At 34.7% G+C, this 24038-nt stretch carries 26 protein-coding genes; 21 read left to right on the top strand and 5 right to left on the bottom strand.

The genetic code is table 11. The features are described from left to right. Positions 1-8: 8 nt before the first annotated feature. The 3 genes from EDC58_RS06970 to EDC58_RS06960 form a co-directional block, all read right to left on the bottom strand. Complete coding sequence (locus EDC58_RS06970; RefSeq protein WP_123352798.1) at positions 9-1841, bottom strand: sensor histidine kinase; 1833 nt, start codon at positions 1839-1841, stop codon at positions 9-11. A gap of 98 nt (positions 1842-1939) precedes the next feature. Further along, complete coding sequence (locus EDC58_RS06965) at positions 1940-2572, bottom strand: response regulator transcription factor (RefSeq protein ID WP_123352797.1); 633 nt, start codon at positions 2570-2572, stop codon at positions 1940-1942. A 43-nt stretch (positions 2573-2615) separates the two neighbouring features. Then, positions 2616-3275, bottom strand: a complete 660-nt coding sequence (locus EDC58_RS06960) for a 16S rRNA (uracil(1498)-N(3))-methyltransferase (RefSeq protein WP_123352796.1) — start codon at positions 3273-3275, stop codon at positions 2616-2618. Positions 3276-3327: 52 nt separating this feature from the next. On the opposite strand from EDC58_RS06960, the gene EDC58_RS06955 reads away from it, so the two are divergent. From EDC58_RS06955 to EDC58_RS06900, 12 genes are all read left to right on the top strand, one after another. After that, positions 3328-5031, top strand: a complete 1704-nt coding sequence (locus EDC58_RS06955; protein ID WP_123352795.1) for an ATP-binding protein — start codon at positions 3328-3330, stop codon at positions 5029-5031. A gap of 150 nt (positions 5032-5181) precedes the next feature. After that, on the top strand, positions 5182-5520 hold the full coding sequence (locus EDC58_RS06950) for an NADH-quinone oxidoreductase subunit A (RefSeq protein ID WP_123352794.1): 339 nt from the start codon (positions 5182-5184) through the stop codon (positions 5518-5520). After that, entirely contained in the window at positions 5504-5977 is a 474-nt protein-coding gene (locus EDC58_RS06945; RefSeq protein ID WP_123352793.1) for an NADH-quinone oxidoreductase subunit B, read from the top strand. Before EDC58_RS06950 ends, EDC58_RS06945 begins: the two co-directional genes overlap by 17 nt. A 9-nt stretch (positions 5978-5986) precedes the next feature. Beyond that, positions 5987-7636: an NADH-quinone oxidoreductase subunit D-related protein gene (locus EDC58_RS06940; protein WP_123352792.1), complete on the top strand. Its 1650-nt coding sequence runs from the start codon at positions 5987-5989 to the stop codon at positions 7634-7636. Positions 7637-7645: 9 nt separating this feature from the next. Beyond that, complete coding sequence (locus EDC58_RS06935; RefSeq protein ID WP_123352791.1) at positions 7646-8617, top strand: complex I subunit 1/NuoH family protein; 972 nt, start codon at positions 7646-7648, stop codon at positions 8615-8617. A gap of 1 nt (position 8618) precedes the next feature. Next, positions 8619-9206: a 4Fe-4S binding protein gene (locus EDC58_RS06930; RefSeq protein WP_123352790.1), complete on the top strand. Its 588-nt coding sequence runs from the start codon at positions 8619-8621 to the stop codon at positions 9204-9206. Next, positions 9203-9670, top strand: a complete 468-nt coding sequence (locus EDC58_RS06925; RefSeq protein ID WP_123352789.1) for an NADH-quinone oxidoreductase subunit J family protein — start codon at positions 9203-9205, stop codon at positions 9668-9670. The genes EDC58_RS06930 and EDC58_RS06925 overlap by 4 nt, the downstream gene beginning before the upstream one ends. Before the next feature lie 2 nt (positions 9671-9672). After that, positions 9673-9981 carry an NADH-quinone oxidoreductase subunit NuoK gene (locus EDC58_RS06920; protein WP_123352788.1) on the top strand — a complete coding sequence of 103 codons (309 nt, stop codon included), beginning with the start codon at positions 9673-9675 and terminating at the stop codon, positions 9979-9981. Beyond that, positions 9974-11824: an NADH-quinone oxidoreductase subunit 5 family protein gene (locus EDC58_RS06915; RefSeq protein ID WP_123352787.1), complete on the top strand. Its 1851-nt coding sequence runs from the start codon at positions 9974-9976 to the stop codon at positions 11822-11824. The genes EDC58_RS06920 and EDC58_RS06915 overlap by 8 nt, the downstream gene beginning before the upstream one ends. Continuing rightward, positions 11825-13255 (top strand): complex I subunit 4 family protein, encoded by a 1431-nt coding sequence (locus EDC58_RS06910; RefSeq protein ID WP_123352786.1) that lies wholly within the window; start codon positions 11825-11827, stop codon positions 13253-13255. It abuts the gene before it with no gap. Beyond that, positions 13255-14586: an NADH-quinone oxidoreductase subunit N gene (locus EDC58_RS06905; protein WP_123352785.1), complete on the top strand. Its 1332-nt coding sequence runs from the start codon at positions 13255-13257 to the stop codon at positions 14584-14586. The genes EDC58_RS06910 and EDC58_RS06905 overlap by 1 nt, the downstream gene beginning before the upstream one ends. 31 nt (positions 14587-14617) lie before the next feature. After that, positions 14618-16858, top strand: coding sequence for a tetratricopeptide repeat protein (locus EDC58_RS06900; RefSeq protein WP_123352784.1), 2241 nt, complete (start codon positions 14618-14620; stop codon positions 16856-16858). Here EDC58_RS06900 and miaA read toward each other — a convergent pair. Beyond that, positions 16844-17695 (bottom strand): tRNA (adenosine(37)-N6)-dimethylallyltransferase MiaA, encoded by an 852-nt coding sequence (miaA, locus tag EDC58_RS06895; protein WP_123352783.1) that lies wholly within the window; start codon positions 17693-17695, stop codon positions 16844-16846. The genes EDC58_RS06900 and miaA overlap by 15 nt on opposite strands. Before the next feature lie 54 nt (positions 17696-17749). Here miaA and mqnP point away from each other — a divergent pair, with 54 nt between their 5' ends. The 9 genes from mqnP (at position 17750) to EDC58_RS06850 (ending at position 23551) form a co-directional block, all read left to right on the top strand. Then, a complete protein-coding gene (mqnP, locus tag EDC58_RS06890; protein WP_123352782.1) occupies positions 17750-18586 on the top strand; it encodes a menaquinone biosynthesis prenyltransferase MqnP in 837 nt (278 codons plus the stop codon). A gap of 2 nt (positions 18587-18588) precedes the next feature. After that, positions 18589-19092 carry a hypothetical protein gene (locus EDC58_RS06885; RefSeq protein ID WP_123352781.1) on the top strand — a complete coding sequence of 168 codons (504 nt, stop codon included), beginning with the start codon at positions 18589-18591 and terminating at the stop codon, positions 19090-19092. Positions 19093-19170: 78 nt separating this feature from the next. Next, complete coding sequence (locus EDC58_RS06880) at positions 19171-19557, top strand: DUF6115 domain-containing protein (RefSeq protein WP_235823193.1); 387 nt, start codon at positions 19171-19173, stop codon at positions 19555-19557. 83 nt (positions 19558-19640) lie between these two features. After that, on the top strand, positions 19641-20063 hold the full coding sequence (gene rplM, locus EDC58_RS06875) for a 50S ribosomal protein L13 (protein ID WP_123352779.1): 423 nt from the start codon (positions 19641-19643) through the stop codon (positions 20061-20063). Positions 20064-20068: 5 nt separating this feature from the next. Continuing rightward, entirely contained in the window at positions 20069-20461 is a 393-nt protein-coding gene (rpsI, locus tag EDC58_RS06870) for a 30S ribosomal protein S9 (protein WP_123352905.1), read from the top strand. Positions 20462-20559: 98 nt separating this feature from the next. Then, positions 20560-21045 carry a hypothetical protein gene (locus tag EDC58_RS06865; protein ID WP_123352778.1) on the top strand — a complete coding sequence of 162 codons (486 nt, stop codon included), beginning with the start codon at positions 20560-20562 and terminating at the stop codon, positions 21043-21045. Beyond that, on the top strand, positions 21032-22099 hold the full coding sequence (locus tag EDC58_RS06860) for an NAD(P)/FAD-dependent oxidoreductase (protein WP_123352904.1): 1068 nt from the start codon (positions 21032-21034) through the stop codon (positions 22097-22099). The genes EDC58_RS06865 and EDC58_RS06860 overlap by 14 nt, the downstream gene beginning before the upstream one ends. Beyond that, positions 22096-22866, top strand: coding sequence for an ABC transporter ATP-binding protein (locus tag EDC58_RS06855; protein ID WP_420836390.1), 771 nt, complete (start codon positions 22096-22098; stop codon positions 22864-22866). Before EDC58_RS06860 ends, EDC58_RS06855 begins: the two co-directional genes overlap by 4 nt. Further along, positions 22853-23551: an ABC transporter ATP-binding protein gene (locus tag EDC58_RS06850; protein ID WP_123352776.1), complete on the top strand. Its 699-nt coding sequence runs from the start codon at positions 22853-22855 to the stop codon at positions 23549-23551. The genes EDC58_RS06855 and EDC58_RS06850 overlap by 14 nt, the downstream gene beginning before the upstream one ends. On the opposite strand, the gene bcp is transcribed toward EDC58_RS06850, so the two are convergent. Continuing rightward, entirely contained in the window at positions 23548-24000 is a 453-nt protein-coding gene (gene bcp, locus EDC58_RS06845) for a thioredoxin-dependent thiol peroxidase (protein WP_123352775.1), read from the bottom strand. The two genes, EDC58_RS06850 and bcp, sit on opposite strands and share 4 nt — an antisense overlap. Between the last annotated feature and the right edge of the window lie 38 nt (positions 24001-24038).

Here is a 24038-nt window from a genome sequence, read left to right as displayed (position 1 = left end):
GGGTTTGATTACAAAAATTGTTTTATTAACGGATTGTTCTGCATTTTTTGCAAAATCGTTTTTAATTCGTTATCGTTTGGATTTTCTTCGAGTGTTTTATAAATATATTGTTTCGCTTTTTTATAATCGTTTAATTTATAATAACTTAAAGCCACATATCTGTAAATATTCGGATTTTTAAATCCTTTTGAAAATAATTTTGTTACGAGTAGATAATTTTGAGAATTATATAGAAGTTTTGCGTATAAAGCGGCTGTTTGTTCGTTCGGTGTTATTTCAAATGCTGTTTTTGCCATTTTTAAAGCTTTTTTCAAATTTGAAGTTGATAAAATCTTTCCAAGAAGATAATAAGGTCTAAAGTCCGCTTTGTTAATTGTTGAAATAGAAATTTCTAAATATTTGATTGCGTTGTCGTAATCACTGTTTTTATATGCTTTTAATGCTTTATGATAGTTTATTAAAGATAAAAACTTGACTATTTTAGGAAGTGAATATAAATTGTCTTTTTCCGCTTGAATACTTAAATACCATATTCCGTCGTTTATATTTTTGAAAATAAATTTTTTTGTTTTGGTAGTGTATTCGTATATAGGAGGATTTTTAAAGTCTTTATCCATTGAAGCCGTTAATTTGAAGTTTTTATATTGACTTTGCCACATAACGATAATTTCAAAAGGTTTTTGTATCGTTTTTACAATTTCTATTTTTAGAGGTAAAGGTTCTTTTTTAGCTGTTTTTGCTACTATTAATCCTTCATTTTTAGCAACTTTGAATTTGTTGTTTTTAATGGCCCCTTTATATACGCTTACCGCCGTTTCTTTTGTTTTTGAGATAGTTTCGAATTGCGTACCGATATTGCTAAAAGAAGTTTTTGGTGTGTAAACTTTTACCGGTTGATGATTGGTATCTATAGTCATATCGCTTTTTTGCAGATAAAATGCAGTTCTTGTTCTTGTGCCCCAAATATTTTTATATGCTTTTAGTTTAAATTTATCTTCTATTTTTGCTTTAGCTATAACGCCGTTTTCAAGTTTAATTATTTGTAAATCGCCTGAATATGCGTATTTTACTTGTTGAGGTATTAAGCAATAGAAGTAATCAAACAAAAAAAAACCCGTCATTGTAAAGACAGCAAAAGCTAAAGAGAGGTATTTTATTTTTATTTTTTTTGAAATCTTCGGTAAAAATATATAAAAAACGCTTCCTTTGTTTTCTTCACTTTCAAATACTATAGTACCTCCGTGGCTTTCTATTACCACTTTTGCCATATTAAGTCCGAGCCCCGTTCCGGTTTTATTATCGGATGAGAAGTATTTTTTAAATATTTTTTCTTTTTGTTCTTGAGGAATTCCTACACCCGTATCTTTAATTATAAGCATATAACCTTTTTTTTCTACGTGAAAACTAATAAAAACTCTTCCGTTTTCTTTGTTGTATTTTATGCTATTGTGGATAATGTTTAAAAGAGCTTTTTTAATCCACTCTCTATTTGCTTTTATCATTAATTTTTCTTTGGGTTTGACATAAAGAATTTTTACATTTGCTCTTTGTGCGTCAAGTTCTAGCTCTTCTACGATTTCTCCTACTAATTGGGCTAAATCGAAGGTTTCATGTTTTAAGAATTTTGAAGCTTTATATTTTTCGAAATCCAAAAAGTCTTGAATCATATCTATGGCTTGGTCTGTGGTAATTGCTACTTTTTCTAGGAGGTCTTCTTTTTTTTCTTCAGGGAGTTTTTTATTTAAGATGATGTATAAGTTAAACTTTATTGTTAATAGTTTATTTTTTATATCATGAAAAAAAATTTTAGCGAAGTTGTCTTTTTTGAATAACTTAAACATATCAGCCTTTTATTAACCTTATTATGTAGTGATATCTTAAGGTTTTTTGATGATATTAAAATGATAAGAATATATAAAATATTATAAAAATAATTTATTTATATCAACATATATCCGATTTCTCTTTTCGAAGTAATAAGGTCTTTATTTTTTATTTTTTGTCTTAGTCTTTTGATTAATGCTGCTATAGTATTACTTGAAACGGGCTCGTCCCATATAGTCGCGGCGATAGTGTCGAACGATACGAATCTTCCTCGATGTTTTATTAAAAGTTCGAGAAGCATTGCTTCTTTTTTGGTTAATATCTCTTTTGAGTTTGGAGTTATAATAGTTTTTGATTCAGGGTCATAAAAGATGTTTTCACTCAATTTTGTCTTTTTTGTTTTAAATAGTTTTTTTACTCTCAGAATTATTTCTTCCGGTTCAAAAGGCTTTTTTATAAAATCTTCAGCACCTAAATCGAAGGCTTTTTTAATGTTGTCAAGTTCTCCGTGTGCGGACATTATGATGATTTTCGTCTCTTCTCCGATTTTTTTGTGTTTTGACAGCTCTTGAAGAAAGTTTCCGTCAGGAAGAGATATATCAGCGATTATAATGTCGTAATCGTTATCCGATTCTCTTAAAAACTCTCTAATGTTTTTAAATGACTCAACATTGAAATTTTCAAGCTCTAAAAGTAATTTTATAGCTTCATTTAAATGTAATTCGTCTTCAATTAAGGCTATTTTCATCTGACTCCTTTTTGACGTATCAATTGTAACAAAAAATAATTTTTTATAGCAAATATTTAGCGCTTAGCGCACAAGCCGCTGTTTCACTTCGTAATATAAACCCTTGAAATTTCAATATTTTTTTAAACTTTTCTTTTTCTTTTTGAGAAAAACCTCCCTCAGGACCTATTAAAAAAGGATTTTTTGTTTCAATTTCACAAGGAAATTTTTCTCCGTTAAAATCAATTGCAATAAAATCGGGATATTTTTCAAAAAATTTATCGCTTGAGTCGATTATTTCGATTTCCATCATATCGCTTCTGCCGCATTGTTGAGAAGAATTTATTAAAATTTTGGTTAATCTCTCAAGTTTTAATTTAAAGTTTTTTTGGGAAAAATCACAATAAACGAAACTTATTTTACTTACTCCCATTTCATTTAAAGCCGGTAATGTTTTTTCGATGTTTTTCGGATCGATTACACACCAGGCTAAATGCATAAATTTTTTCGGTTTGTTGGGAGAGTATTCGGTGTTTATTAGAGAGAGCAGAGCTTCTTTTTTGTTTATGGAGTCGATTTTGTAAATATAAAGATTATCGTCTTTTAAATTTCGGATTTTTACGGTTTCATCTTTTTTTATTCTTCTGACTCTGAATAGGTATTTATGATTCTCTCCTGTAATTATAATATTGTTTTTGGGATTTTCATAGTATAAAAACTGCATTTTACTCCCTTTTTGATAAAATTATAATAAATATAATGTTAAAGGAGTTTTTTTGGTAGAAAATATTAAAGAATTTTTGAAAAATCCCAAAAAAAGCAAAGTTTATAAAATATTAAACATTTCAAAAGAAGAAGTTGAAGTTTTAAAACATATGCTTGAAATGTATATCGAAGGGCAAGAGGACGTAAAAGTCAGAAATATTTTACAAAAAATATATTCGGATGATAAACTTGAAGCTTTCGAGCATATCGGAACTATTAAAAATTTAATAGAAGAAGGGTGGGTTGTAGTAAGCTTTTTCGGTGCAAAAAGTCCTGAACTTAGCGCTCTTGAACTTTTTAACGCAAACGTATCGTTATCGGTAGCGTTTTTAAAACTTCTTGAAAACGGGGATTTGGAGCTTGTTATTCCTCAAAAAACTCCTTATAAAGACCATTTGGAATATTTGCACGATCAATTTTTAAGAATAGACATTTACGAACAGCTTGCAAATTTAAAAAATAGCTTCTCAAACGAAACGGCTTCTATAAAAAGACTTCAAAGCAAACTTAAATTGATAGAAAGTACGATAAAAGAGAGAGTTAAAAAAACTCAAATAGATTTACCGGTACTTAATTTTATGATAGAAAACGATTTTAACGAAAAAGAGGAAATAATTTTCTTAGCGCTTTTAAAAGAAGAGTATACAGGAGGCAGCGAAAACGCAAGAGAGCTTAACAGACTGCTTGATTTAATAAGTGCCGATGAGATTGAGAGGATAAAAAATAGAAGTTTGCTTGATGAAAATTCGAAATTAGTTAGTGAAGGTATTATCGATTATGACGAGCTTTTCGGAGCGTTTGGCGGATATACGAAAATATATTTTATAAGCGAAGATATTTTAAACGAACTCATTCACCCAAGAAGAAAACATAAATTGGAACATTTGGTAAAAGATACGATTTTCGATTTGGTGGAGCCTAAAAATTCCCTTGAAGACGTAGTATTGCCTAAACCTACAATGGAAATGGTAAAAAGAGTGCTTAAACAAATCGATAAAAGAGTAGTTAATTTACTTAAAAAATGGGGAATAAAACAAAATAACGATTTGGATGCTAAAATCATATTTTACGGACATCCGGGTACCGGAAAAACTCTTACCGCTCACGCTATTGCAAAAGAGCTTAATAAACCGGTACTTTCACTTGATTCGAGCAAAATTCTTTCCATGTATGTAGGAGAGAGCGAAAAAAACGTAAGAAGATTGTTTGACGAATATTATGAAATTAGCGAAAAATTAAAAACAAAGCCGGTTTTATTGTTAAACGAAGCTGACCAATTTTTATCGACAAGAACGACTGCTGCTTTTAGCAGTGCCGATAAAATGCATAATCAAATGCAAAATATCTTTTTAGAACAACTCGAAAAGTTTGAAGGCGTATTGATTGCCACGACGAATCTTTTGGAAACTATTGACAGCGCGTTTTCAAGAAGGTTCGATTATAAAATCAAATTTGAAAAGCCTACGTTTAAAGAAAGAGTGAAACTTTGGCAAAAAAAACTTCCTAAAAATGCGGATTTCGAAGAAGATTTCGATGTAAATGAGCTTGCGAAATACGATTTGACAGGGGCTCAAATAGAACTTATTATTAAAAATACCGCGTTAAAAGTAGCTATGAAGAAAAAACCGATTTTTAAACTTAAAGATTTTATAGAAGAGATAAAAAGTGAGAAAAAAAGTGCTTTTGACAGTGAAAAAGAGGTAGGATTCGTATAGTTGAGTGAATAATCATTTATTACTATATGTAACTTTCATGTCATTTAAATAAGAATAAAATTGTCTTAAATATAAATTTTACTTATAATATGAAAATAATATGAAAACTCTCTTTAGAGTTTGATAATATACAACGAAAAAGGAGACGCAATGGAAACCATTATCATTTATGGTACGGGAATACTTGCGGGCGTGCTTTTGCTTTACTTTTTAGGTATTGCAGTTGCGCCTTTTAATCCCGGAGAGATTAAAAACGATCACTTCGAATGTGGTTTGCCGCCGAGTAGTGAAGTGCCTATGAAGGCTAATTTCGGCTATTTCATTTTTGCAATCGCTTTTATCGTATTCGATATGGCGGGATTATTTTTTAGTTTGTTCGTATTTGCCGACAATCCTGAAGCTTTAAAATGGGCTATGGTTTTCGGGATTTTATTGTTTGCGGCTATTACAGTTAGTATGAAGGAGTATAGAAATGCTAAAAGTGCTTGATTTTTTTAATTATGCAAGAAGTAAGTCTCCATGGATAGTGCATTTTTGTAGCGGGTGTTGTTCCCTTGAAATGCTTGCTGCTATGGGACCGAGATACGATTGGGAGAGATACGGATATATCATGACTCCGACTCCGAGACAAGCTGATATTATTTTTATTACGGGGCTTGTAAGTAAAAAAATCTTACCTGCACTTTTAAGAACGTATGAGCAAATGCCTGAGCCGAGATATGTTGTGGCTATCGGTGCTTGCGCTTATGACGGCGGACCTTATAACGATTCTCCGTCGGTAATTAAAAATATGACCGAAATTTTACCGGCTGACGTTTTCGTTGCGGGATGTCCTCCAAAACCTGAAGCGATTGTTGCCGGGCTTGAAGAGTTGAAAGAGAAAATCAAAAGAGGTGAGCCGAGTGCTTCAAGCCAAGGCGGTCTTTGGAAACAAATGAAATTTTAAGGGATGGCGATGGAGAGAATTAAAGAGATACTTAATAAATTCGATACGGAATACGTTGAGGATTATAAAAAGAGTTGGGTAAAAGCAAAACTTAAAAACAAAGAGGATTTACTTGATGTAGTAAAAGCTCTGAAAGAAGCGGGAGTAAAAACTTGTTCTACCGTTTCTCCTACTGATTTTATCGACGAAAATAGGATTGAAGTTAACTATTTTCTTGAAGATTTGACAAATAAAAGAAACGTATGGTTGAAAGTGGACGTTGATAGAGACCTTGAGAAGTGCGAAATAGATTCGATTACTCCTTTGATGCCGAGTGCGAATTATCACGAGCTTGAAGCATATTCGACTTTCGGTGTTAAATTTAAAGGTCATCCTGATTTAAGATTTTTCCTAATCAGTAGAGATTATTACGGTAAGTTTCCGTTTAGAAAAGATTTCGATTGGAAAGAACATGAAAAACATTTAATTGAAAACGTAAATGCTATTACCGAAGAGTTTCATGAAGAATATGAAGAACACGAAAGAACGTTAGGACATGAGGGAAGTAGAACGGTACTTCACTGGGGACCGACACACCCTGCAAGCGGACCTATCAGACTAAAAGTTTTCGTTAACGGTGAAAATATTGAAAAAGTGGAGCCTGATATTGGATACGTTTGGCGTGCTCTTGAAAATTTAGCGGAAAGAAAAGATTTTATCGGTACTATCGTAGCGGTTGAGAGAATCTGTTTTATGGATAATCCTAATCCGATGATTTGTTATTCTCAAGCGGTAGAAGAAATTGCCGGAAAAGAGATTACACCTTTTGCTAAATATATGAGAGTTATTTTGGGTGAAACGGGAAGAATTGCGTCTCACTTAATTTCACTTGGCGGATTTTTCGGAACAATGGGACTTCAAACGTTTTTAATGTGGTGTTTGGATGTTAGAGAATATTTCCTTGACGTTCTTGAAGATTACAGCGGAGCGAGAATTGCGACTGCGTGTATAGAACCGGGAGGTGTTAGATATCCTCTAAACGATTATAAAGCGTGGTTTGCGGAAATTAATAAAGCTATTGCAAAATGGGAAAAAACAAAACCTGATATTGAAGATATTTTCCTTAAAAACCCTCTTATGACCGTAAGGGCTAAAGGTACGGGAGTATTTACTCTTGATGATGTCGAAGAGTTCTATTTAGCAGGACCTATTGCAAGAGCAAGCGGAGCTAAAATAGACGTAAGAATCGACGAACCTTACGCTGCTTACGATGAACTTGAAATGGATTACGTAACATGCGACAGCGGTGATGCGAGAGATAGACTTTATATTATTTATAAAGAAATCAATCAAGCTGTTGATTTAATCCAACAAGCGATGAAAAAAATAGAAGAAGGTGTTGAAGCCGGAGAAATGGACCCTAAAAAAGACCATTTGGTTAAAATGCCAAAAAGACTGCCTGCGGGTGAAGCGGTTAGTAGAGTTGAATGGGCAAGAGGTGAGATGTTAATGCATCTCGTAACCGGCGAGAAAGCAACTACGCCTTATAGACTAAAAATAAAAGCACCGAGTGTAAATCACACTATGATTCTTGAAAGATTACTTCCAGGGCATACCCTATCAGATATTCCTCTACTTTACGGTAGTATGCATATCTGTCAGGGTGACCTGGATAGATAAGGAGAGGGTATGAGCGTTGGAGAAATTTTATTTTACATTTTAGTTTTCCCTGGACTTGTTTTCTTGCTTGCATGGACGTTTTTCGTGTTTTATTTTTCAAGAAAAGTTCTTGCATATTTGCATAAAAGGGTTGGACCTCACTATAACGGACCGGCAGGGTCTTTGCAAACGGTTTATGACGTATTTAAGCTTTTGACAAAAGAATCTATTACGCCAAAAAGTGCGGACCCGTATTTATTTAATATTATTCCGATTATTACACCGCTTGTTGCGGCATTGCCTGTAATTTTAATTCCTTGGACGCCTTTAATTAATAACGGACATGGAATTTTGGATACTCAATACGGAGTTTTAGGGCTTGTAGTTTTAATCGGAGTTGAACCTTTCTTGCTATTCTTAACGGGATTCGGTTCAAACAATAAATATTCGTTTTTAGGTGGTATGAGAATTTTGGCTCAAATGCTTTCTATGGAAGCGCCGTTTTTCTTAGCGGCATTAAGTCCTGCTTTGCTTTTTGGTACTATGAATCTATATGAGATTATGTATAGCAATACTTGGCTTACGACTCTAATTCTTTTACCTGGAGCCATTATTTTCATTATTACGATGCTCGGTATTTTAGAACAACCTCCATTCCATATTCCTGATGCGGAACAAGAAATCGTTTACGGGTTTTATACGGAATATGCAGGTACTAACTATACGCTTTTAAAATTCGCGGAATTTACTGAAATTTTAGTGGTATCAGCTGCTGCAATTACATTGTTTTTCGGAGGATACAGAGGAATTTTCTTTGATAGTTTCTGGTGGTTATTCTTAAAAATCGCACTTCTTGCGGTTGTAATGGTTGCTATTAGGGCTTCTAACCCGAGACTTAGACTTGATCAAATGCTTAAATTCTGTTGGAGCTGGTTAACACCGCTTGCGGTACTTAACTTAGTGTGGGTAATTTTTGCAAAACTTTACATTTTAGGAGCATAAGATGTTATTTCAAATCAGTGAAAAAATCGTAAGAGTTATGAAAGCTTTTACGGAGCCGAGAATAGCAACGAAAGATATCGTAAAAGAACCGGCTCACAAGTCTCCTATCTTTAGAGGAAGACACGAAATTAAATACGAACTTTGTATCGGGTGTGACGCTTGTAATAAAATTTGTCCTGTTGATGCGATCGTTATGAAGCCGCTTCCGATTAAAAAGCCTAAAATTATTCCGGAAGTTAATTTGGCTATATGTATTTTCTGTGGTTTGTGTGAGGACGTTTGTCCTACAAAACCTGAAAAAGCTATTAAGCTTAGCGGCGGTGATATTGAAATGATTACCGGAGGTACTCATAAAGACCTTGATAACTTCTGGGTAAGAGTTGACGTACCTGAAGAGTGGATTGAGCAGAAAAAACGTGAAGAAGAAGAAAAAGCGAGAAAGAAAAAAGAGATGATGGCTAAGAAAAAAGCCGAGGCTGAAGCTAAGAAAAAGGCTGAAGAAAAAGCTAAAGCGGAAGCTACTGAAGCTAAAAAAGAGGAGAGTGCAGAGCAAAAAAACGCTTCTGCTGAAAAAGGAGAGGAGAAATGAGCGTATTGATTCTTGCTGTTGCTATTATCTTGGCAATAATGAGTCTTACTCAAAAAAATACCGTACCTGCGGTATTGTCATTCGTTTTGATGATGTTTTTATTAGGAATCTATTACATTCTTATGGATGAAAAATTATTAGGACTTTTCCAAATTTTCGTATATACGGGTGGTATCGTTGTATTAACACTTTTCGGGGTTACGGTTATCGGTTCTAAATTCCCTAAATACGAAATCAGACCTTGGGCTGTTAGTGTTGTAACAATCGTAATTATCGGTCTTTTAATCGTACCGTTTTTAATTCCGGATATTCCATACGAAGGGAAAGCGATTCCTCTAAAAGACCAAGTGAAGATATTTACTGATTTTTATGCTCAAATTGCAATCTTTATGGGTGTGGTTGCGGCAAGCGTTCTTTACGGAAGTATCAGAATGCTACACACTCTAAAACATGGAAAGGAATAAAAATGGTAGGGTTTTATATAGACGCGATAGCTGCCATTATCCTTTTTGGAGTGGGGCTTTACGGGGTTACGAGTAAGAGTGACTTTTTGAAAATCTTCTTTTCACTCGAAATGTTATTAAACGCCGTTATTTTACTTCTTGCAAGTGCGGCATATCATTTCGGATTTACAAGAGGTTTGGCCGTTGCGTACGTAATTATCGTAATTGCAACTCTTGAAGCGGCGGCAGGTGTACTTATTTTCATTTTATCTAATAGAATTACCGGTGAGGTAATTCCTGACAAATTAGATAAGGCGGTGAGCGATGAATAATGCAGTATTGATTTTACTAACGGCGCCGTTTTTAGGGGCGGTTTTGGCGTATGTTTTAGGTAAGGCTAAAAGAGAGCTTAGTTTCTGGGTAGCTGAAGTAACGGGAGCTATTCTATTTTTAGCAAGTTTGGTGTTGTTTTTTAATTATTCGCATACGGTAATCGATATCGATTATACATGGATTGCATACGGAGATTTAAAAGTACCGTTCGGAATTTATATTGACCACTTATCTATTGTAATGCTTTTAGTAGCGACAGGTCTTGGATTTTTAGATATCCACTTTGCGCACGATTATATGGGTGAAGACCCAGATCAGCCGAGATACTATGCAAAAGTACTATTCTTTATCGGCGGTATGATTATTCTTGTTATTACAAAAGATTTAATCGGTGCATTTGTAGGTTGGGAATTCATGGGGCTTGCAAGTTACCTATTGATTAGTTTCTGGTATTACAAAAATTCAGCGGCTGATGCAGGTATGCAAGCGTTTCTTTATACGAGATTCGGTGATATTTTCATCTTAGCGGCTATTGCATTGCTATTCTTCTTTGCGGGAACGGTAGATTTAGTAAAACTAAACGAAATGGCTCTATCAGGAGAGCTTAATAAAACGGTAGCTCTCGTAGCGGCACTATTTATCTTTATGGGTGCTATCGGTAAATCAGGTCAGTTTCCATTGTATCCTTGGTTAATGAACGCGATGGAAGGTCCTACTACGGTATCTGCGTTAATCCACGGTGCGACAATGGTTAACTCGGGTATTTATATCGTAGCGAGACTATTTGATTTCTTTGCATATACTGACGCTCTTTTCATTGTTGCAAACGTTGCGGCGCTTTCGGCGTTTATCGGTGCTACATCGGCACTTGTACAAAAAGAGATCAAAAAAATCTTGGCTTATTCTACAATGTCACACTTATCGATTGCGTTTGTGGGTCTTGGTGTTGGAAGCTTGGCTGCCGGTATGCTACACCTTGTAAACCACGCAATCTTTAAAGCGTTATTATTCTTAAGTGCTGGTGCTGTTATTTACATCGCACACCATACAAAAGACGCATGGAAACTCGGAGGTCTTATCAAAACTGCTCCTCTTGTAGCACTCTTTATGGCTATGGGTTCACTGAGCCTTGCGGGTGTACCTCCGTTTAGTGGTTTCTTCTCAAAAGAGCTTGTAGTTGCAAGTGCTTGGGAATGGGGTAACGGATTTACAAAAACATTCGTAACGATTGCGGCATTGCTATCAATCGGTTATATTACGAGACTATGGATTCTTATCTTCTTGGGTGAGCCGAGAAACGAAGAGATTGCTGGAAGCGTACACAAACCGAGCAACTTATGGATTAGATTACCGCTTGGTATCTTAGCTTTTGTTACGTTATTCATCGCTATTTGGCAAAGCGATATTATTCACTATATCGTAGGAAAAGAAGTAGTAGAGCCGCATGTAGCGGGACTTACTGCGTTTATGTTAACAGGAATGTTAGTGATTTTCTTAATCGTTGTAGGTCTGTATGTAAAAGGATTGAACCTACTATACAAAATCGCATCACATCATTTCGTACAAACAATTCATCAAGTACTATTTAACGGATATTATGTTGAAGCTATGATTACTTGGATTTCTAAAAACATTATCGTTAATGCCATTGCAAAAGCGGCAAGATGGTTTGATACGTATGTTATCGACTGGCTTGTTAATGCAACCGTGCCTGCTTCATATGGTATTTATAAAGCGTTTAAAACAGGGCACAGCGGTAAAATCGGAACGTATATGGGGCAATTCGTCCTTGGTGTTGCAATTATCGTAATTGCTATCTTAATAATTGTAAAGGGGCTGTAAATGGTAGCGGTAGATATTATTTTTGCACCGATATTTTTCTCGGCCCTTGTGTATTTTTTAACACGTGGGGCACAGCATTTGGCTAAGTATATTGCGCTTGGTTGGTTTATTATACTTTTCTTTATTGCATTCAATTGGTATCATCAATTACCGGCTGACGGCGGGTTTTTGTTTCTTGGGAACTTTTTAAGCGTTCCTGCGTTCGGGTTTGAACTTACTTTGCAAATAGATGCGTTAAGTGTCGCTATGCTTTTATTAACGGCGGCATTACTTATATTGGTAGTGTTTACGTCTTGGGAAGAAAAAAATCAAGCGGCTTATTTTAGTTTGCTGATACTATTTAGCGGACCGATTTTCGGTGTATTTATGACGACAAACGTTTTATGGTTTTTTATTTTCTGGGAATTAACTCTTGTACCTATGCTTTTCTTAATCGGTATTTGGGGTGCGGAAGAAAGAATTTATGCGGCTATTAAGTTCTTTATCTATACGCACGTTTTTGCGATGTTTATGTTTGTCGGGTTTTTCTTACTCTTTAAACAAACTGGATATTGGGATTTTACGTTGATAAAAGAAGCGGCGATTGCAACTCCTGCTTTAATTTGGTGGTTGATGTTTATCGGTTTTGCGGCTAAATTGCCACTATTTCCATTCCATACATGGCTACCTGATGCGCACGTTCAAGCACCAAGCAGCATTTCGGTATTGCTTGCGGGTGTACTTTTGAAAATGGGTGCTTACGGGCTTATCAGATTTACGGTAGAGTTAATGCCGGCAACTACGATTCAATTTTCGATGTGGATGTTGGTACTCGGTCTTGCGACGACGTTATTTGCGGGTATGCTTGCTATTTATGAAAGACACATCAAAAAAATGGTTGCATACTCTTCAATTTCGCATATGGGGCTTGTTGTTGTAGCTGTAGCTACTATGACATACGATGGTTTAAGTGCGGCATTATACGAAATGATCGGACACGCACTTGTAATTTCACCACTGTTCTTACTTGCAGGGTGGTTCCACCACAAAACTCATACGTGGTATATGGATGAGATGGGCGGAATTATGAAAAAAGCGCCTTATGCTGCTGCGATATTCATCTTAGCAGGTATGGCGGCGTTAGGGCTACCTGGAACGATGGGATTTGTAGGTGAGCTTACAATTATCATCTCGGCTGTTAAGTCATTCGGTTGGTGGATTGCTATTATCGCACTTGCAGGTCTAATCAGTGCGGGTTACATTATCTGGTCTGTAAGACGTGCAATTCACGGTCCTATGAGTCCGATTGTGGAAAAAGCAAACTTTACTATGAGTTTTCCTGAAAAATTCGCATTAGCGATTTACGCGTTTTTGATTGTTTACTTTGGTATCAATCCTCAACCAATTTTCGATTTAGCAAATCAAGCATTTAGCTTCTTTGGAGGGATGTGATGAGTTTTATAATATTAATAGCAGCGGGATTATTGGTACCTCTGTTTTACAGAAACAACATTTTTATCGCTAAAATGATAGCGGTAGTAGCGTTTATTTTAGCGGCGTATTTTATTTATGCGGGCAACAGCTTACATGCTATATTCCCGTATTTTACGACTGATACTGCAACTCAGCTTATGGAGTACGTATTACTTGCGACGTTAGCTGCGGTTTCATTAGCGCTTACAGGGTTTGAGAGACCTTTGATTTCTCAAATGCTTTTCTTAGCGGGTGCCTCTTTGGCGTTTTTGGAAACGGATAACTTCTTTATGTATATCGTGTTATTTGAAGTTATTGCAATTATTTCTTATATTTTAGTTGCGAATATCAGAAACTTCTTCAACGCGGAAGGTGCTATTAAAGCATTTATCGCCGGTGCGGTTGCAAGCGGTATTATTTTACTCGGGTTTGCACTATTTAGTTTTACGACTGATAGTTTCAACTATGCGGAAATGAACGTTAGCGGTAAATTTACTTTAATTGCCGTAGCTATTATGCTTGCGGGTATCTTTTATAAACTCACTGTTGTTCCTATGCACGGATGGGCTGCTGATGCTTACGCACAAGTAAACCACGCAGCAGCTGCGATTTTGAGTGGGGTTATTAAATCCGTAGTTTTAGTTGCTACGTTCAAAGCGTTTTATAAATTTCTTATCGCATATCCTGTAGCTACAGTACTTATTTTCAGTTTCTTTGCGATAGTTACAATGACACTTGCAAACTTTATGGCTCTATGGCAAAAGAGAATTTCTAAAATCTTGGCATTTTCATCAATCGCGCACAGCGGTTATGCGTTAATTCCGTTTGCGGCGGCAGCAAGTGCATATTCATATGCAGGGGTTTTATATTATGCAGTAGCGTATATTTTCATGCAAACAAGCGTATTTTTGATTCTAAACGATTTAAGAAGAGAGCTTGGAGTGAAATATCTTCAAGATATCAAAGGTTTATACAAAGTGGCGCCTTTACATTCGCTATTCTTTACTATTCAATTGTTCTCACTTGCAGGTATTCCGTTACTTGCAGGATTTTTAAGTAAAGCAGTGGCGTTTTATGCCGGGGTTGATGCCGGATTATGGGTTATTGTTTTAATCGCATTATTAAATTCGGCTCTTGCGGTAGGATACTATGTATGGATTATTAAACATATCTATTTTGACGATACAAAATCAACTACAACAATTACAATGACGCCTGGAAGTTTAATCGGGCAATTGATTTTACTTGCGGGAACGGTATATTTCGGTATCGTTGCAGGAAATATCATTAACGCAACGGTTGCATTCTAACCTTTTGATATAATTAGCAAAAAGGTTAGAGTTGAGATTTTTTCTCTTTTTCCCCGTATTTCTTTTTGCATTACAACTAAACATCGATTACGGAAATGCAAAGAAACCTTACGAAGTACTTACTATTTACAATAAATTTCCTTTTAAATGTTCTTTGAAAGAAAAGACTTTTATTTGTGTTTTTGACAAAACTCCGAAAACTCCCGTTTTTAAAGAAGAGAGCAGATTTTTTCAAGTGATTCCTAAATTTTCAAAAAAATTTACTATTACGATCAAAATAAAATCGGACAACTTTAAAGTTTTTGCGTTTAAAGATAATCTTTATAAAAAACCTCTAATTACTCCTTTTAGATTAAAAAAAGCTAAAAAATGGGTTATTGTTGCAAACGAGCAGTATTTGGAAAATACAAATAAAGGTCTTGATTTTTATTATAAACACGCCGTTTATCCTTATATAGGCGCTATTGATGAAAATTTGCGCCCGATAAGAGGCGAAAACGCAATGGATATAGCAAAATATTTCGAGATTTTAAAAGCCTACAAAAAAGGGCGCGACGTTCTTGACGAGATAGACCAGTTTGTAAAAGAATATCCGAATTCCATATTTTTATCCGACGTTTTGTATTTAAAACTTAAAATTTTAGATAGAGAAAATCAATCCGAAGATGTCGTACAGCTCGGAAAAGAGTGGATTAAAAAATTTGCATACTCTCCTAAACTTCCTGAAGTTTTGCTTTTGATAGGCGAAAATTATTCGAAAATGGGACTTATTAGTGATGCGAGTTATTTTTTTAATAGAATTATTACGGAGTATCCGAATACCAAATACGCCTATAAAGCCATGATATATCTCGCAGACCAACTCTATACTATGGGAGATGAAAAAAAAGCTTTCAAACTATATGAAAAAGCCCTTTATTCTACAAAAGATATAAACGTAGCTTCTCTTGCGGCATTAAGGCTTGCACAAAGATATATGGATAAAGGACAAGTAAAAAAAGCGATTGAATATTATGAAAAAATTTATAAAGCCAATAAAGAGTTTTTGTTAAAAGACAAAAGAAAAGCTTACGAACTCGCAAAAAGACTTGCAAGTGAAAAGGTTTATAATTTAGCGATAAATATCGGTGAAGATTTGTTAAAAAGACTCAAAAAATTGGATGATTTGTATGAGCCTTTGCTTTATAATTTAGCGCTTTGGAGTTATGAAGCTGGTGATTATCAAAAATCTTTAAAATTTATCAATAAATACTTAAAAGAGTTTCCATACGGAGATTATAGCGATAATATCAAGGCTTTAAGAGATAAAGTTCTTTTTGAAGTACCGGAACAAAATCTTACTAAAAAACTTCAATATATAGATAAAGTGTTAAACGAATACAAAAATACAGATATTGCTAAAAAAGCTTTGGTCGAAAAAATTAAAATTCTTTATAAATTAAAAAAATACGACGAAATTTTAAAACTTCAAAAAGAGATTAAAAATATTCCGAAAAAACTATTCCCGCAAAAAGATACTTTTATTAAAAAGGTAGCTTCGGAATATGCAAAAGAGCTTTTAGAAAAAGGATATTGCCAAAAAGCAATAGAGCTTATTAAAAAATATAAACTTAATTTAAAAGAAGATGAAAAAGTTTATAGCTGCGCTATGAAAGTGAAAGATTGTAAATTGGCATCGGCAATATGCAATAAATACTTGGATAATCCGAGTGATGAAGTGTTTGTGAAGTGGATGAAAAGAAAAATCGAGGCTCTTTGGTGTATGAGGGATTATAAAAACGTAGTGACTGCTGTTGATGATTTGTGTCAGATTGAGAGAAATTGTCATAAATATCTGATGTATAAGTTTTTTGCTCTTTGGAATTTAGGAAAATATAAACAAGCTCTAAAAACCGCACAAAAACTTGAAAAATACCAAACTATTCAAAATGCCGACGCTTATATAAAAATCGTTAATTGGGCTATGCAAAACAAAGATTATCTCTTAGCCGCTACATACGCTAAAAAAATAATAGATTTACAAAACAGATTCAATGCCTATCCTTATTCGCCTTTTGTAGATTTTGTTTTTGCAAAATATACGAAAAATAAAAATGAAGCTATAAAAGTCCTTGAAAAACTGATACCGAAAGTTAAAGGTGAAGATTTGGCGAGGGCATATTTTATGCTTGCGAACCTAACGGGGAAAAAAGATTATTTACAAAAATGTCTAAACGTAAAAGATTCCAAACTTTGGAAAGGATTATGTAAGGACGCTTTAAATCTCTTTTAAGATTATATCCTCCAATTTTTCAAGAGGCGCTGAGATTTTTTGAGGGAATTGGGTTTTATTAAAAGTTTGTTGTCTTTTTGCGAGTCTTGCGGTATTCGTGATTATTTTTTGTTTTAGTTGTTGTTTGTCATATACGCCGTTAAAATAATCGAGCACTTCTTTTACTCCTATAGCTTTTAAAGCGGGAAGTCTTCTGTCTTTGTATTTCGCTTCAAGATATGCGACTTCGTCAATAAGCCCCGAATCAAACATTTTCCCCGTTCTTTTTTCTATTCTTTTTCTAAGAGTTTCTCTATCGACTGCTATTTCGAATATTTTAATATCCGGTAATACCGGAAGAGGAGGATTTTTTTTGAAATATTCGCTCGGCGGCATATCGGTTGCAAAATATATTTCGAGTCCTTTTTGAATTCTATAAGTATCGCTCGGTGAAATCTTAGAAGCGAAAAGCGGGTCTATTTTTTTTAGAAGTTCGTAATCTCCTCTTTTTGCTTTTTTTCTAATTTCTTCAGTGATTTGAGGCATTTTTGATATTCCGTCAATCATAGCTTTTAAATAAAATCCGGTCCCGCCTACTATAATTATATTTTTGTGAGGGATTTTTTTATATATCTCTATAAATTTGGAAACGTCGAATTTTTCATCGGGATATATTTCGTTTATTCCGTAATGTTTGACTTCTTTTAGTTCTTCTTTTGAGGGTTTTGCAGAAGCGATATCCACTTCTTTATAAATGCTTAAACTATCGAGTGAAAGTATCTCATATCCCAATTTTTTAGCAAGTTTGATAGCCAAATCGCTTTTGCCGCTTGCCGTAGGACCTATTATTGCAAACATATACGCCTTTTTTGTTACAATTATACAAAATTAATAGAGTATTAAAGGCGGCGTATGATTAAAAAATATATGGAACTTGTGAAGTTTTCTCATACGATATTCAGTATTCCTTTTATATTGATAGCAATGGTTGTCGCCGCAAACGGGTGGTTCGGTTGGAAATTATTCGTTTTGGGGATTTTAGCGGCGGTAAGTGCCAGAAATTTCGCTATGGCGGTAAATAGATATTTAGATAGAGATATAGACGCCAAAAACCCGCGCACCGCAGACAGACCTTCGGTTACGGGTGAAGTTAATGAAAGCGAAATGCTTATTTTTATAGCGGCGAACGCTTTGATTTTTATAGGTGTGGCTTATATGATTAACGATTTGGCTTTTAAACTTTCGATTCCTATTTTAGCGGTTCTTGGGGGGTATAGTTATTTTAAAAGATTTAGCGAGTACGCTCATTTGGTACTCGGAGTGGCACTTGGCCTTGCGCCGATTGCAGGGGCTATTGCCGTTACGGGTACGATTCCTTGCTGGAGTGTATTTTTGGCTCTTGGCGTTATGTTTTGGGTGGCCGGGTTTGATATATTGTATTCTCTTCAAGATATGGAATTCGATAAAAAAGAGGGACTTCATTCTATCCCGGCATTAACCGGTGAAAAAGGAGCGCTTTTTATATCCGAGATGTTTCATGTTTTTGCCGTAATTTTTTGGGCGCTGTTTGTTGCATACGCAAATCTCGGATTTTTTGCGTGGCTTGCGGTGGTCGTCGGGGCGGTAATGCTTTATTACGAGCACAAACTCGTAAAAAAAGATTTTAAAAATATCCCTAAAGCCTTTTTTGACGTAAACGGTTTTTTGGGGATTATCTTTTTGGTTTTAATAATACTTGATAGGATTTGAAAATGAGATTCGTACCGGCATATATTACCCTTGAGTTTGACGAATATAACGAAAAATTCAAAGAAGAATACGATAAATTGGGAAGTGAGAGCGAAGACCCGATAGGCCAATATATCAAACTTGCAAAAGCAAGAGGCGAAACGAGAGATACCGACCCGGTATTGCTTGAGCTTTTGATTGCATTACATAGAAAAGTGGACGAACTGACGGCTCTTGTTAAAAACGAAAAAAAAGAGCTTTTGCCTTTAAAATACAAAACGGAAACAGAAGGTTTGGGATTTGAATATTTCAAAATAAAAGAGCCTATGCTTGAAAAAGGCAAAAAATATTACGGGCGTTTTGATTTGCCGGTTTTTCCCGAAAGAAAGGTTCCTGTCATTTTCGAAGGGTATGATAACGATATAGGAAAAATTCTTTTTATGCACGAAAAAGACGAAAAAGATTACAATGCCTATATTACGGCAAGAGAAAGAGCGATTATCAGGGAGATGAAGAAAAATGGGTGATATGATTGTTTATATAATGTTCGGGGTGTTAGCTTTTTTATGTTTTTTTTGTTTTTTTACGTATTGAAAGTCGAAAAAATGATAGAAAGAAAATTTGCGGCTTTCGAGCTTACCGTAGAAGAGCTTAATAAAGAGGTCTATTTGATAAAAAAAGAGCTAAAAAGAAACGACACTCTAAATACTCTTGAAGAGATTGAAAAAATTATCGAAACGATAGTGGACGATATAAAAACTATTGAAGAGACCAACAAAGATATGTACGAAAGTCTAAAAGAAGAGATAGCCGAACTCTCAAACGAACTCAAAAAAAATAAAATTCCCGAATACACCAATATAAGCAGACACGAAGAAGAAAAAATTATCAATATGTACAAATCGGGATACAAAGTTGAAGAAATAAGCCGAGAACTCCGAATTCCCGCCGGTGAAATCGAGCTTATTTTGAAGTTTGCGAACATAGTCTAACCTTAAACTTTCCTTAATTTAAGTTTCTTTTAAGGTTTCTAACATACAATTCCATACCTAAAAAATTCACAAAAGGTGTGATAATGAAATTTACTAAATCAATAAAACCTGAAGAAGTTAAAAGAGATTGGATTTTAATAGATGCAAAAGATAAAACTTTCGGTAGATTAATAACTGAAATCGCAACTATTCTTAGAGGTAAACACAAACCTTACTATACTCCGCATGTTGATTGTGGTGATTATGTTGTAGTTATTAATGCTGATAAAGTTAGATTTTCAACATCTAAAAAATTATCTGACAAATACTATAAACACACAGGTTATTTCGGACACGTAAAAGAAGAAACTGTAGAAAAACTTCTTAAAACAAATCCTGAAAAACTTTTCAAACTTGCGACAAGAGGTATGCTTCCAAAAACAAAACTTGGAAGAAAAATGCTTAAAAAATTAAAAGTTTATGCAGGTGAAAATCATCCACATACAGCTCAAGTAAAGGGTAACTAATGAAAATGCACGGAAGAATTTACGCAACTGGAAAAAGAAAAGAAGCGGTAGCGAAAGTTTGGCTTAAAAACGGTAGCGGTAGCATTACTGTAAACGGAAAACCTCTTGATGAATTTCTTGGTGGTAGAGAGGCTCTAAAATTAAGAGTTAGATGGCCTTTAATGCTTACTAAACAAGAAGGAAACTTCGATATCGAAGTTAAAGTATTAGGCGGTGGTTTTGCGGCTCAAGCGGACGCAATTAAACACGGAATTTCTAAAGCTCTTGTAGAATACGCACCTGAATTCAGAAGTATTCTAAAACCTGCGGGACTTCTAACAAGAGACGCAAGAAGAGTAGAAAGAAAAAAATACGGAAAGAAAAAAGCGAGAAAATCTCCACAATTCTCAAAAAGATAATTTTTTATCTTTTTTCCTCTTATTTTTCAAAAAAAATCTTTTCAAATTCGTTTAATTTATATTAATTGATGTTATAATTTTGTAAAAAAGGTACACTTATGCGCAAATACCTTTTGTTATTACCTCTTGCATTTTTGGGATGTAGCGTTTCGAATACGACTACTAAAGTAAAAAACTTCACAAAATGTTATATTCATCAACTTCCTGCACCTTTTTGGGTATGTTATCAATCTTCGTTTTTAGCTGTTGGTAAAGTTTTTACCGATAAAGTTTCAAGATTGAAGCAAGAAGAGGCTTTTTCAAACGGCGTTGCTCAGCTTATAAATAAACTTCAAAACAAAACGAAAATTCTTTTAAACAAACTTGATATAAATGACGAAAAACGTGTGAAGCAGATTTTGGATGCCGTGAAAAGTTATGTAATAGTCAATGCGATTCAAGGTAGCAGTTGGTATTCAAAAAAAGATAAAATGTTATATGTAGAAGTAAAAATAAACGACAAGGATTTTAAAGATTTTTTATTAAGACAGCTCGGTAATATTGATAAAAATAAATATGAAATTGCGTTTAATGAAAGTTTTTGATTATGTAATAATAGGTGCCGGTATTGCCGGTAGTTTGGCAGGCTATTTTCTAAGGGATAAGAACGTTTTGGTTGTTGATAAAAAAGGAAAGCTTGAGGCTGCCAGCGGCGCTGCGGGAGCTTTTTTGTTTCCTAAAGTAGGATACGATACGGCATATACGAGATTTATAAACGAAGGGATTGTAAGTTCTATTGAGTTTTATAAAAGAATAGGAGTCGATACTCACACAAAAGGCGTTTTAATACTCCCAAGAGATGAAAGAGATATAGAAAAATTTAAAAAATATGAAAAAGAGATAAAACTCCCCTTTAAAAAAAGAGGAGAGGGATTCTTTTTTGAGATAGGGAGCGTAATAGACCCTGAGGAAGTTAAAGAAAAACTCGATTTTCCTTTTGAAAAATTGGAAGTTAAAACTCTTAAAAAAGAGGAATATTGGGTAATAAACGATGAAATAAAAGCAAAAAACGTCATTCTTGCAAGTGGATATGAGAGTATTGTTGATATACCATATATTCAAATAAGACCGATTTGGGGCGAGAGAATAGAGATAGAGGGTATTTGGGATAAAAGTAAATGCGATATCTATTATCACAAAAACTGCTCGGTTGGATGTAACGGGGTTATGAAAATAGGAGCGACTCATAAAAGAAATTGTCTTGAGTGTAAAGAAAACGAGCAAGAAGCTATAGAACTTATTAAAAAAGCAAGAGAGATAATTGATATAAAAGAGTATCAAATAAAAGACATTAAAGGTGGTTTTAGAGCCGCAAGTACGGATTATTTTCCGGTTGTAGGGCAGGTAATAGACGTTGATAAAACTCTACTAAACGACAAGCATATCATAAAGGGTGATATGCCAAAAGAGATATTTTATATCGAAGGTCTTTATATTATAAACGGAATGGGAGGTAGAGGCTTTTCAAATGCCTATGTTTGCGCTAAAATGTTAAAAGACTTTATCGAAAACGGCGCTGATTTGGGTTGGGTGGATACGAAAAGACTTTTTATAAAATGGGCGAGAAAAAGCGGAGAAGCATATTTAAGGAGTAAATAATGTTAAAAGTTGATAAGGTTACTAAGCAGTTTGGTGGGGTTGTTGCGATTAAAGATGTTAGTTTTGAAGTGAAACCTCTGGAGATTTTCGCTCTTGTAGGGCCTAACGGAGCCGGAAAAACCACTCTTTTTAATATTATTACGGGTGTTTTAGAGCCTACAAGCGGAAAAGTTTATTTTAAGGATGAAGATATTACAGGTCTTTCACCTGTAAAAATCGTTGAAAAAGGAATAGCAAGAACGTTTCAAAACATAAGACTTTTCAGCTCTTTAACAGTACTTGAAAACGTACTTATCGGTTTTCATAATCATATCGAATATAATTTTTTCGAATCACTTTTCAGACTTCCGAGATTTTTTAAACAAGAAAAAATCCATAAAGAAAAAGCTATGGAAATTTTGAAATTTTTAGGGATAGAGCAATATGCGGATTATAACGCAAAAGCTTTAAGCTACGGTAATCAAAGAAAAGTGGAAATTGCAAGAGCTCTTGCTACGGAGCCAGATTTGTTACTTCTTGACGAGCCGGCTGCGGGGATGAACCCCAAAGAAACTGACGAGCTTGCGGATACGGTTTTTAAATTAAGAAGCGAAATGGAAAAAACAATTCTTTTTATCGAACATGATATGAAATTCGTTCAAAAAATCGCTGATAGAGTAATGGTACTTGATTACGGAAAAACTATTTTTGAAGGTAAACCGGCCGATATGATGAAAGATGAAACGGTAATAAAAGCTTATTTAGGAGATATCGATGTTGAGGGTTAAGGATTTAAAAGTAAAATATGGAGTAATCGAGGCTGTAAGAGGGATTGATTTTGAAGTAAAAGCAGGAGAAATCGTAACTATTATCGGTGCGAACGGTGCCGGAAAAACATCTACTTTGAACGCTATTTTTAATGTCGTAAAAAAAGAAGGATATGTAGAGTTCGTAGAAGCCGATATCTCGAAAATTCCTACTCATTTGATAGTAAAAAGAGGTCTTGCTTTAGTACCCGAGGGAAGGAAAATTTTTATTAACTTAACCGTTGAGGAAAACTTAAGAATCGGGGCGTATCTTAATGATGAAAACTATGAGAGATTAAGAGATGAAATGTATGAACTCTTTCCAAGACTCAAAGACAAAAAAGATAACTACGGAGGAAGTTTGAGTGGTGGTGAGCAGCAGATGTTGGCTATTGCAAGGGCTCTTATGAGTGAGCCTAAAATGCTTGTGCTTGACGAGCCGTCTTTGGGGCTTGCACCTAAAATCGTAAAAGATGTTTTTCAAATTCTTGTGAATCTAAACAAAGAAAAAGACGTGACTATTCTTTTAGTAGAGCAAAATGCGGGTGCCGCTCTAAGAATTGCCAATAGAGGATATGTAATGGAAAACGGAAGTATCGTCTTAGAAGACGATGCAAAAGCTCTTCTTCAAAGTGAAGAGATTAAGAAAAAATATCTCGGAGGTTAAGAGATTAGCTCTTTTAAATCCTCCAATACTTTTGCCGCGTGACCTTTGGCTTTTACTTTTTTGTACTCTTTTACGATTTCACCTTCAGGGTTTATAATAAATGTCGAGCGAATTACTCCTTCGTACTCTTTTCCGTACATTTTCTTTTTGCCCCATGCTCCGTAAGCTTTTAAAACATCTTTGTTTTCGTCGCTAAGAAGAGTTATTTTAAGTCCGTGTTTTTCTATAAAATTACAATGTCTTTTAGGACTGTCGGGACTCACTCCTATAACAATCGCTCCGAGTTTTTCGAACTCATCAAGCAGTTCGCTGAATTCTTTAGCTTCAGTGGTACATCCGGGAGTATTGTCTTTGGGATAAAAATATAAAACAATCCATTTTCCTTTTAAATCTCTAAGGCAAATTTCAACGCCGTCTTGATTAGGCAGGCAAAACTCAGGTGCTTTCATAAAAATCTCCTTTTTGGGCTCAATTATATCAAAAGAGT

This window comes from Caminibacter pacificus, from assembly GCF_003752135.1.
GTDB lineage: Bacteria > Campylobacterota > Campylobacteria > Campylobacterales > Nautiliaceae > Caminibacter > Caminibacter pacificus.
Note: the sequence above shows the minus strand (reverse complement) of the source record. Positions and strands in the feature narration are given on the sequence as shown.

Bases quoted from the DNA above. Each gene is read 5' to 3' on its own strand.
- EDC58_RS06970 (WP_123352798.1), bottom strand. From the start codon at position 1,841: ATGTTTAAGTTATTCAAAAAAGACAACTTCGCTAAAATTTTTTTTCAT.
- EDC58_RS06965 (WP_123352797.1), bottom strand. From the start codon at position 2,572: ATGAAAATAGCCTTAATTGAAGACGAATTACATTTAAATGAAGCTATA.
- EDC58_RS06960 (WP_123352796.1), bottom strand. From the start codon at position 3,275: ATGCAGTTTTTATACTATGAAAATCCCAAAAACAATATTATAATTACA.
- EDC58_RS06950 (WP_123352794.1), top strand. From the start codon at position 5,182: ATGGAAACCATTATCATTTATGGTACGGGAATACTTGCGGGCGTGCTT.
- EDC58_RS06945 (WP_123352793.1), top strand. From the start codon at position 5,504: ATGCTAAAAGTGCTTGATTTTTTTAATTATGCAAGAAGTAAGTCTCCA.
- EDC58_RS06940 (WP_123352792.1), top strand. From the start codon at position 5,987: ATGGAGAGAATTAAAGAGATACTTAATAAATTCGATACGGAATACGTT.
- EDC58_RS06935 (WP_123352791.1), top strand. From the start codon at position 7,646: ATGAGCGTTGGAGAAATTTTATTTTACATTTTAGTTTTCCCTGGACTT.
- EDC58_RS06930 (WP_123352790.1), top strand. From the start codon at position 8,619: ATGTTATTTCAAATCAGTGAAAAAATCGTAAGAGTTATGAAAGCTTTT.
- EDC58_RS06925 (WP_123352789.1), top strand. From the start codon at position 9,203: ATGAGCGTATTGATTCTTGCTGTTGCTATTATCTTGGCAATAATGAGT.
- EDC58_RS06920 (WP_123352788.1), top strand. From the start codon at position 9,673: ATGGTAGGGTTTTATATAGACGCGATAGCTGCCATTATCCTTTTTGGA.
- EDC58_RS06915 (WP_123352787.1), top strand. From the start codon at position 9,974: ATGAATAATGCAGTATTGATTTTACTAACGGCGCCGTTTTTAGGGGCG.
- EDC58_RS06910 (WP_123352786.1), top strand. From the start codon at position 11,825: ATGGTAGCGGTAGATATTATTTTTGCACCGATATTTTTCTCGGCCCTT.
- EDC58_RS06905 (WP_123352785.1), top strand. From the start codon at position 13,255: ATGAGTTTTATAATATTAATAGCAGCGGGATTATTGGTACCTCTGTTT.
- miaA (WP_123352783.1), bottom strand. From the start codon at position 17,695: ATGTTTGCAATAATAGGTCCTACGGCAAGCGGCAAAAGCGATTTGGCT.
- mqnP (WP_123352782.1), top strand. From the start codon at position 17,750: ATGATTAAAAAATATATGGAACTTGTGAAGTTTTCTCATACGATATTC.
- EDC58_RS06885 (WP_123352781.1), top strand. From the start codon at position 18,589: ATGAGATTCGTACCGGCATATATTACCCTTGAGTTTGACGAATATAAC.
- EDC58_RS06880 (WP_235823193.1), top strand. From the start codon at position 19,171: ATGATAGAAAGAAAATTTGCGGCTTTCGAGCTTACCGTAGAAGAGCTT.
- rplM (WP_123352779.1), top strand. From the start codon at position 19,641: ATGAAATTTACTAAATCAATAAAACCTGAAGAAGTTAAAAGAGATTGG.
- rpsI (WP_123352905.1), top strand. From the start codon at position 20,069: ATGCACGGAAGAATTTACGCAACTGGAAAAAGAAAAGAAGCGGTAGCG.
- EDC58_RS06865 (WP_123352778.1), top strand. From the start codon at position 20,560: ATGCGCAAATACCTTTTGTTATTACCTCTTGCATTTTTGGGATGTAGC.
- EDC58_RS06860 (WP_123352904.1), top strand. From the start codon at position 21,032: ATGAAAGTTTTTGATTATGTAATAATAGGTGCCGGTATTGCCGGTAGT.
- EDC58_RS06850 (WP_123352776.1), top strand. From the start codon at position 22,853: ATGTTGAGGGTTAAGGATTTAAAAGTAAAATATGGAGTAATCGAGGCT.
- bcp (WP_123352775.1), bottom strand. From the start codon at position 24,000: ATGAAAGCACCTGAGTTTTGCCTGCCTAATCAAGACGGCGTTGAAATT.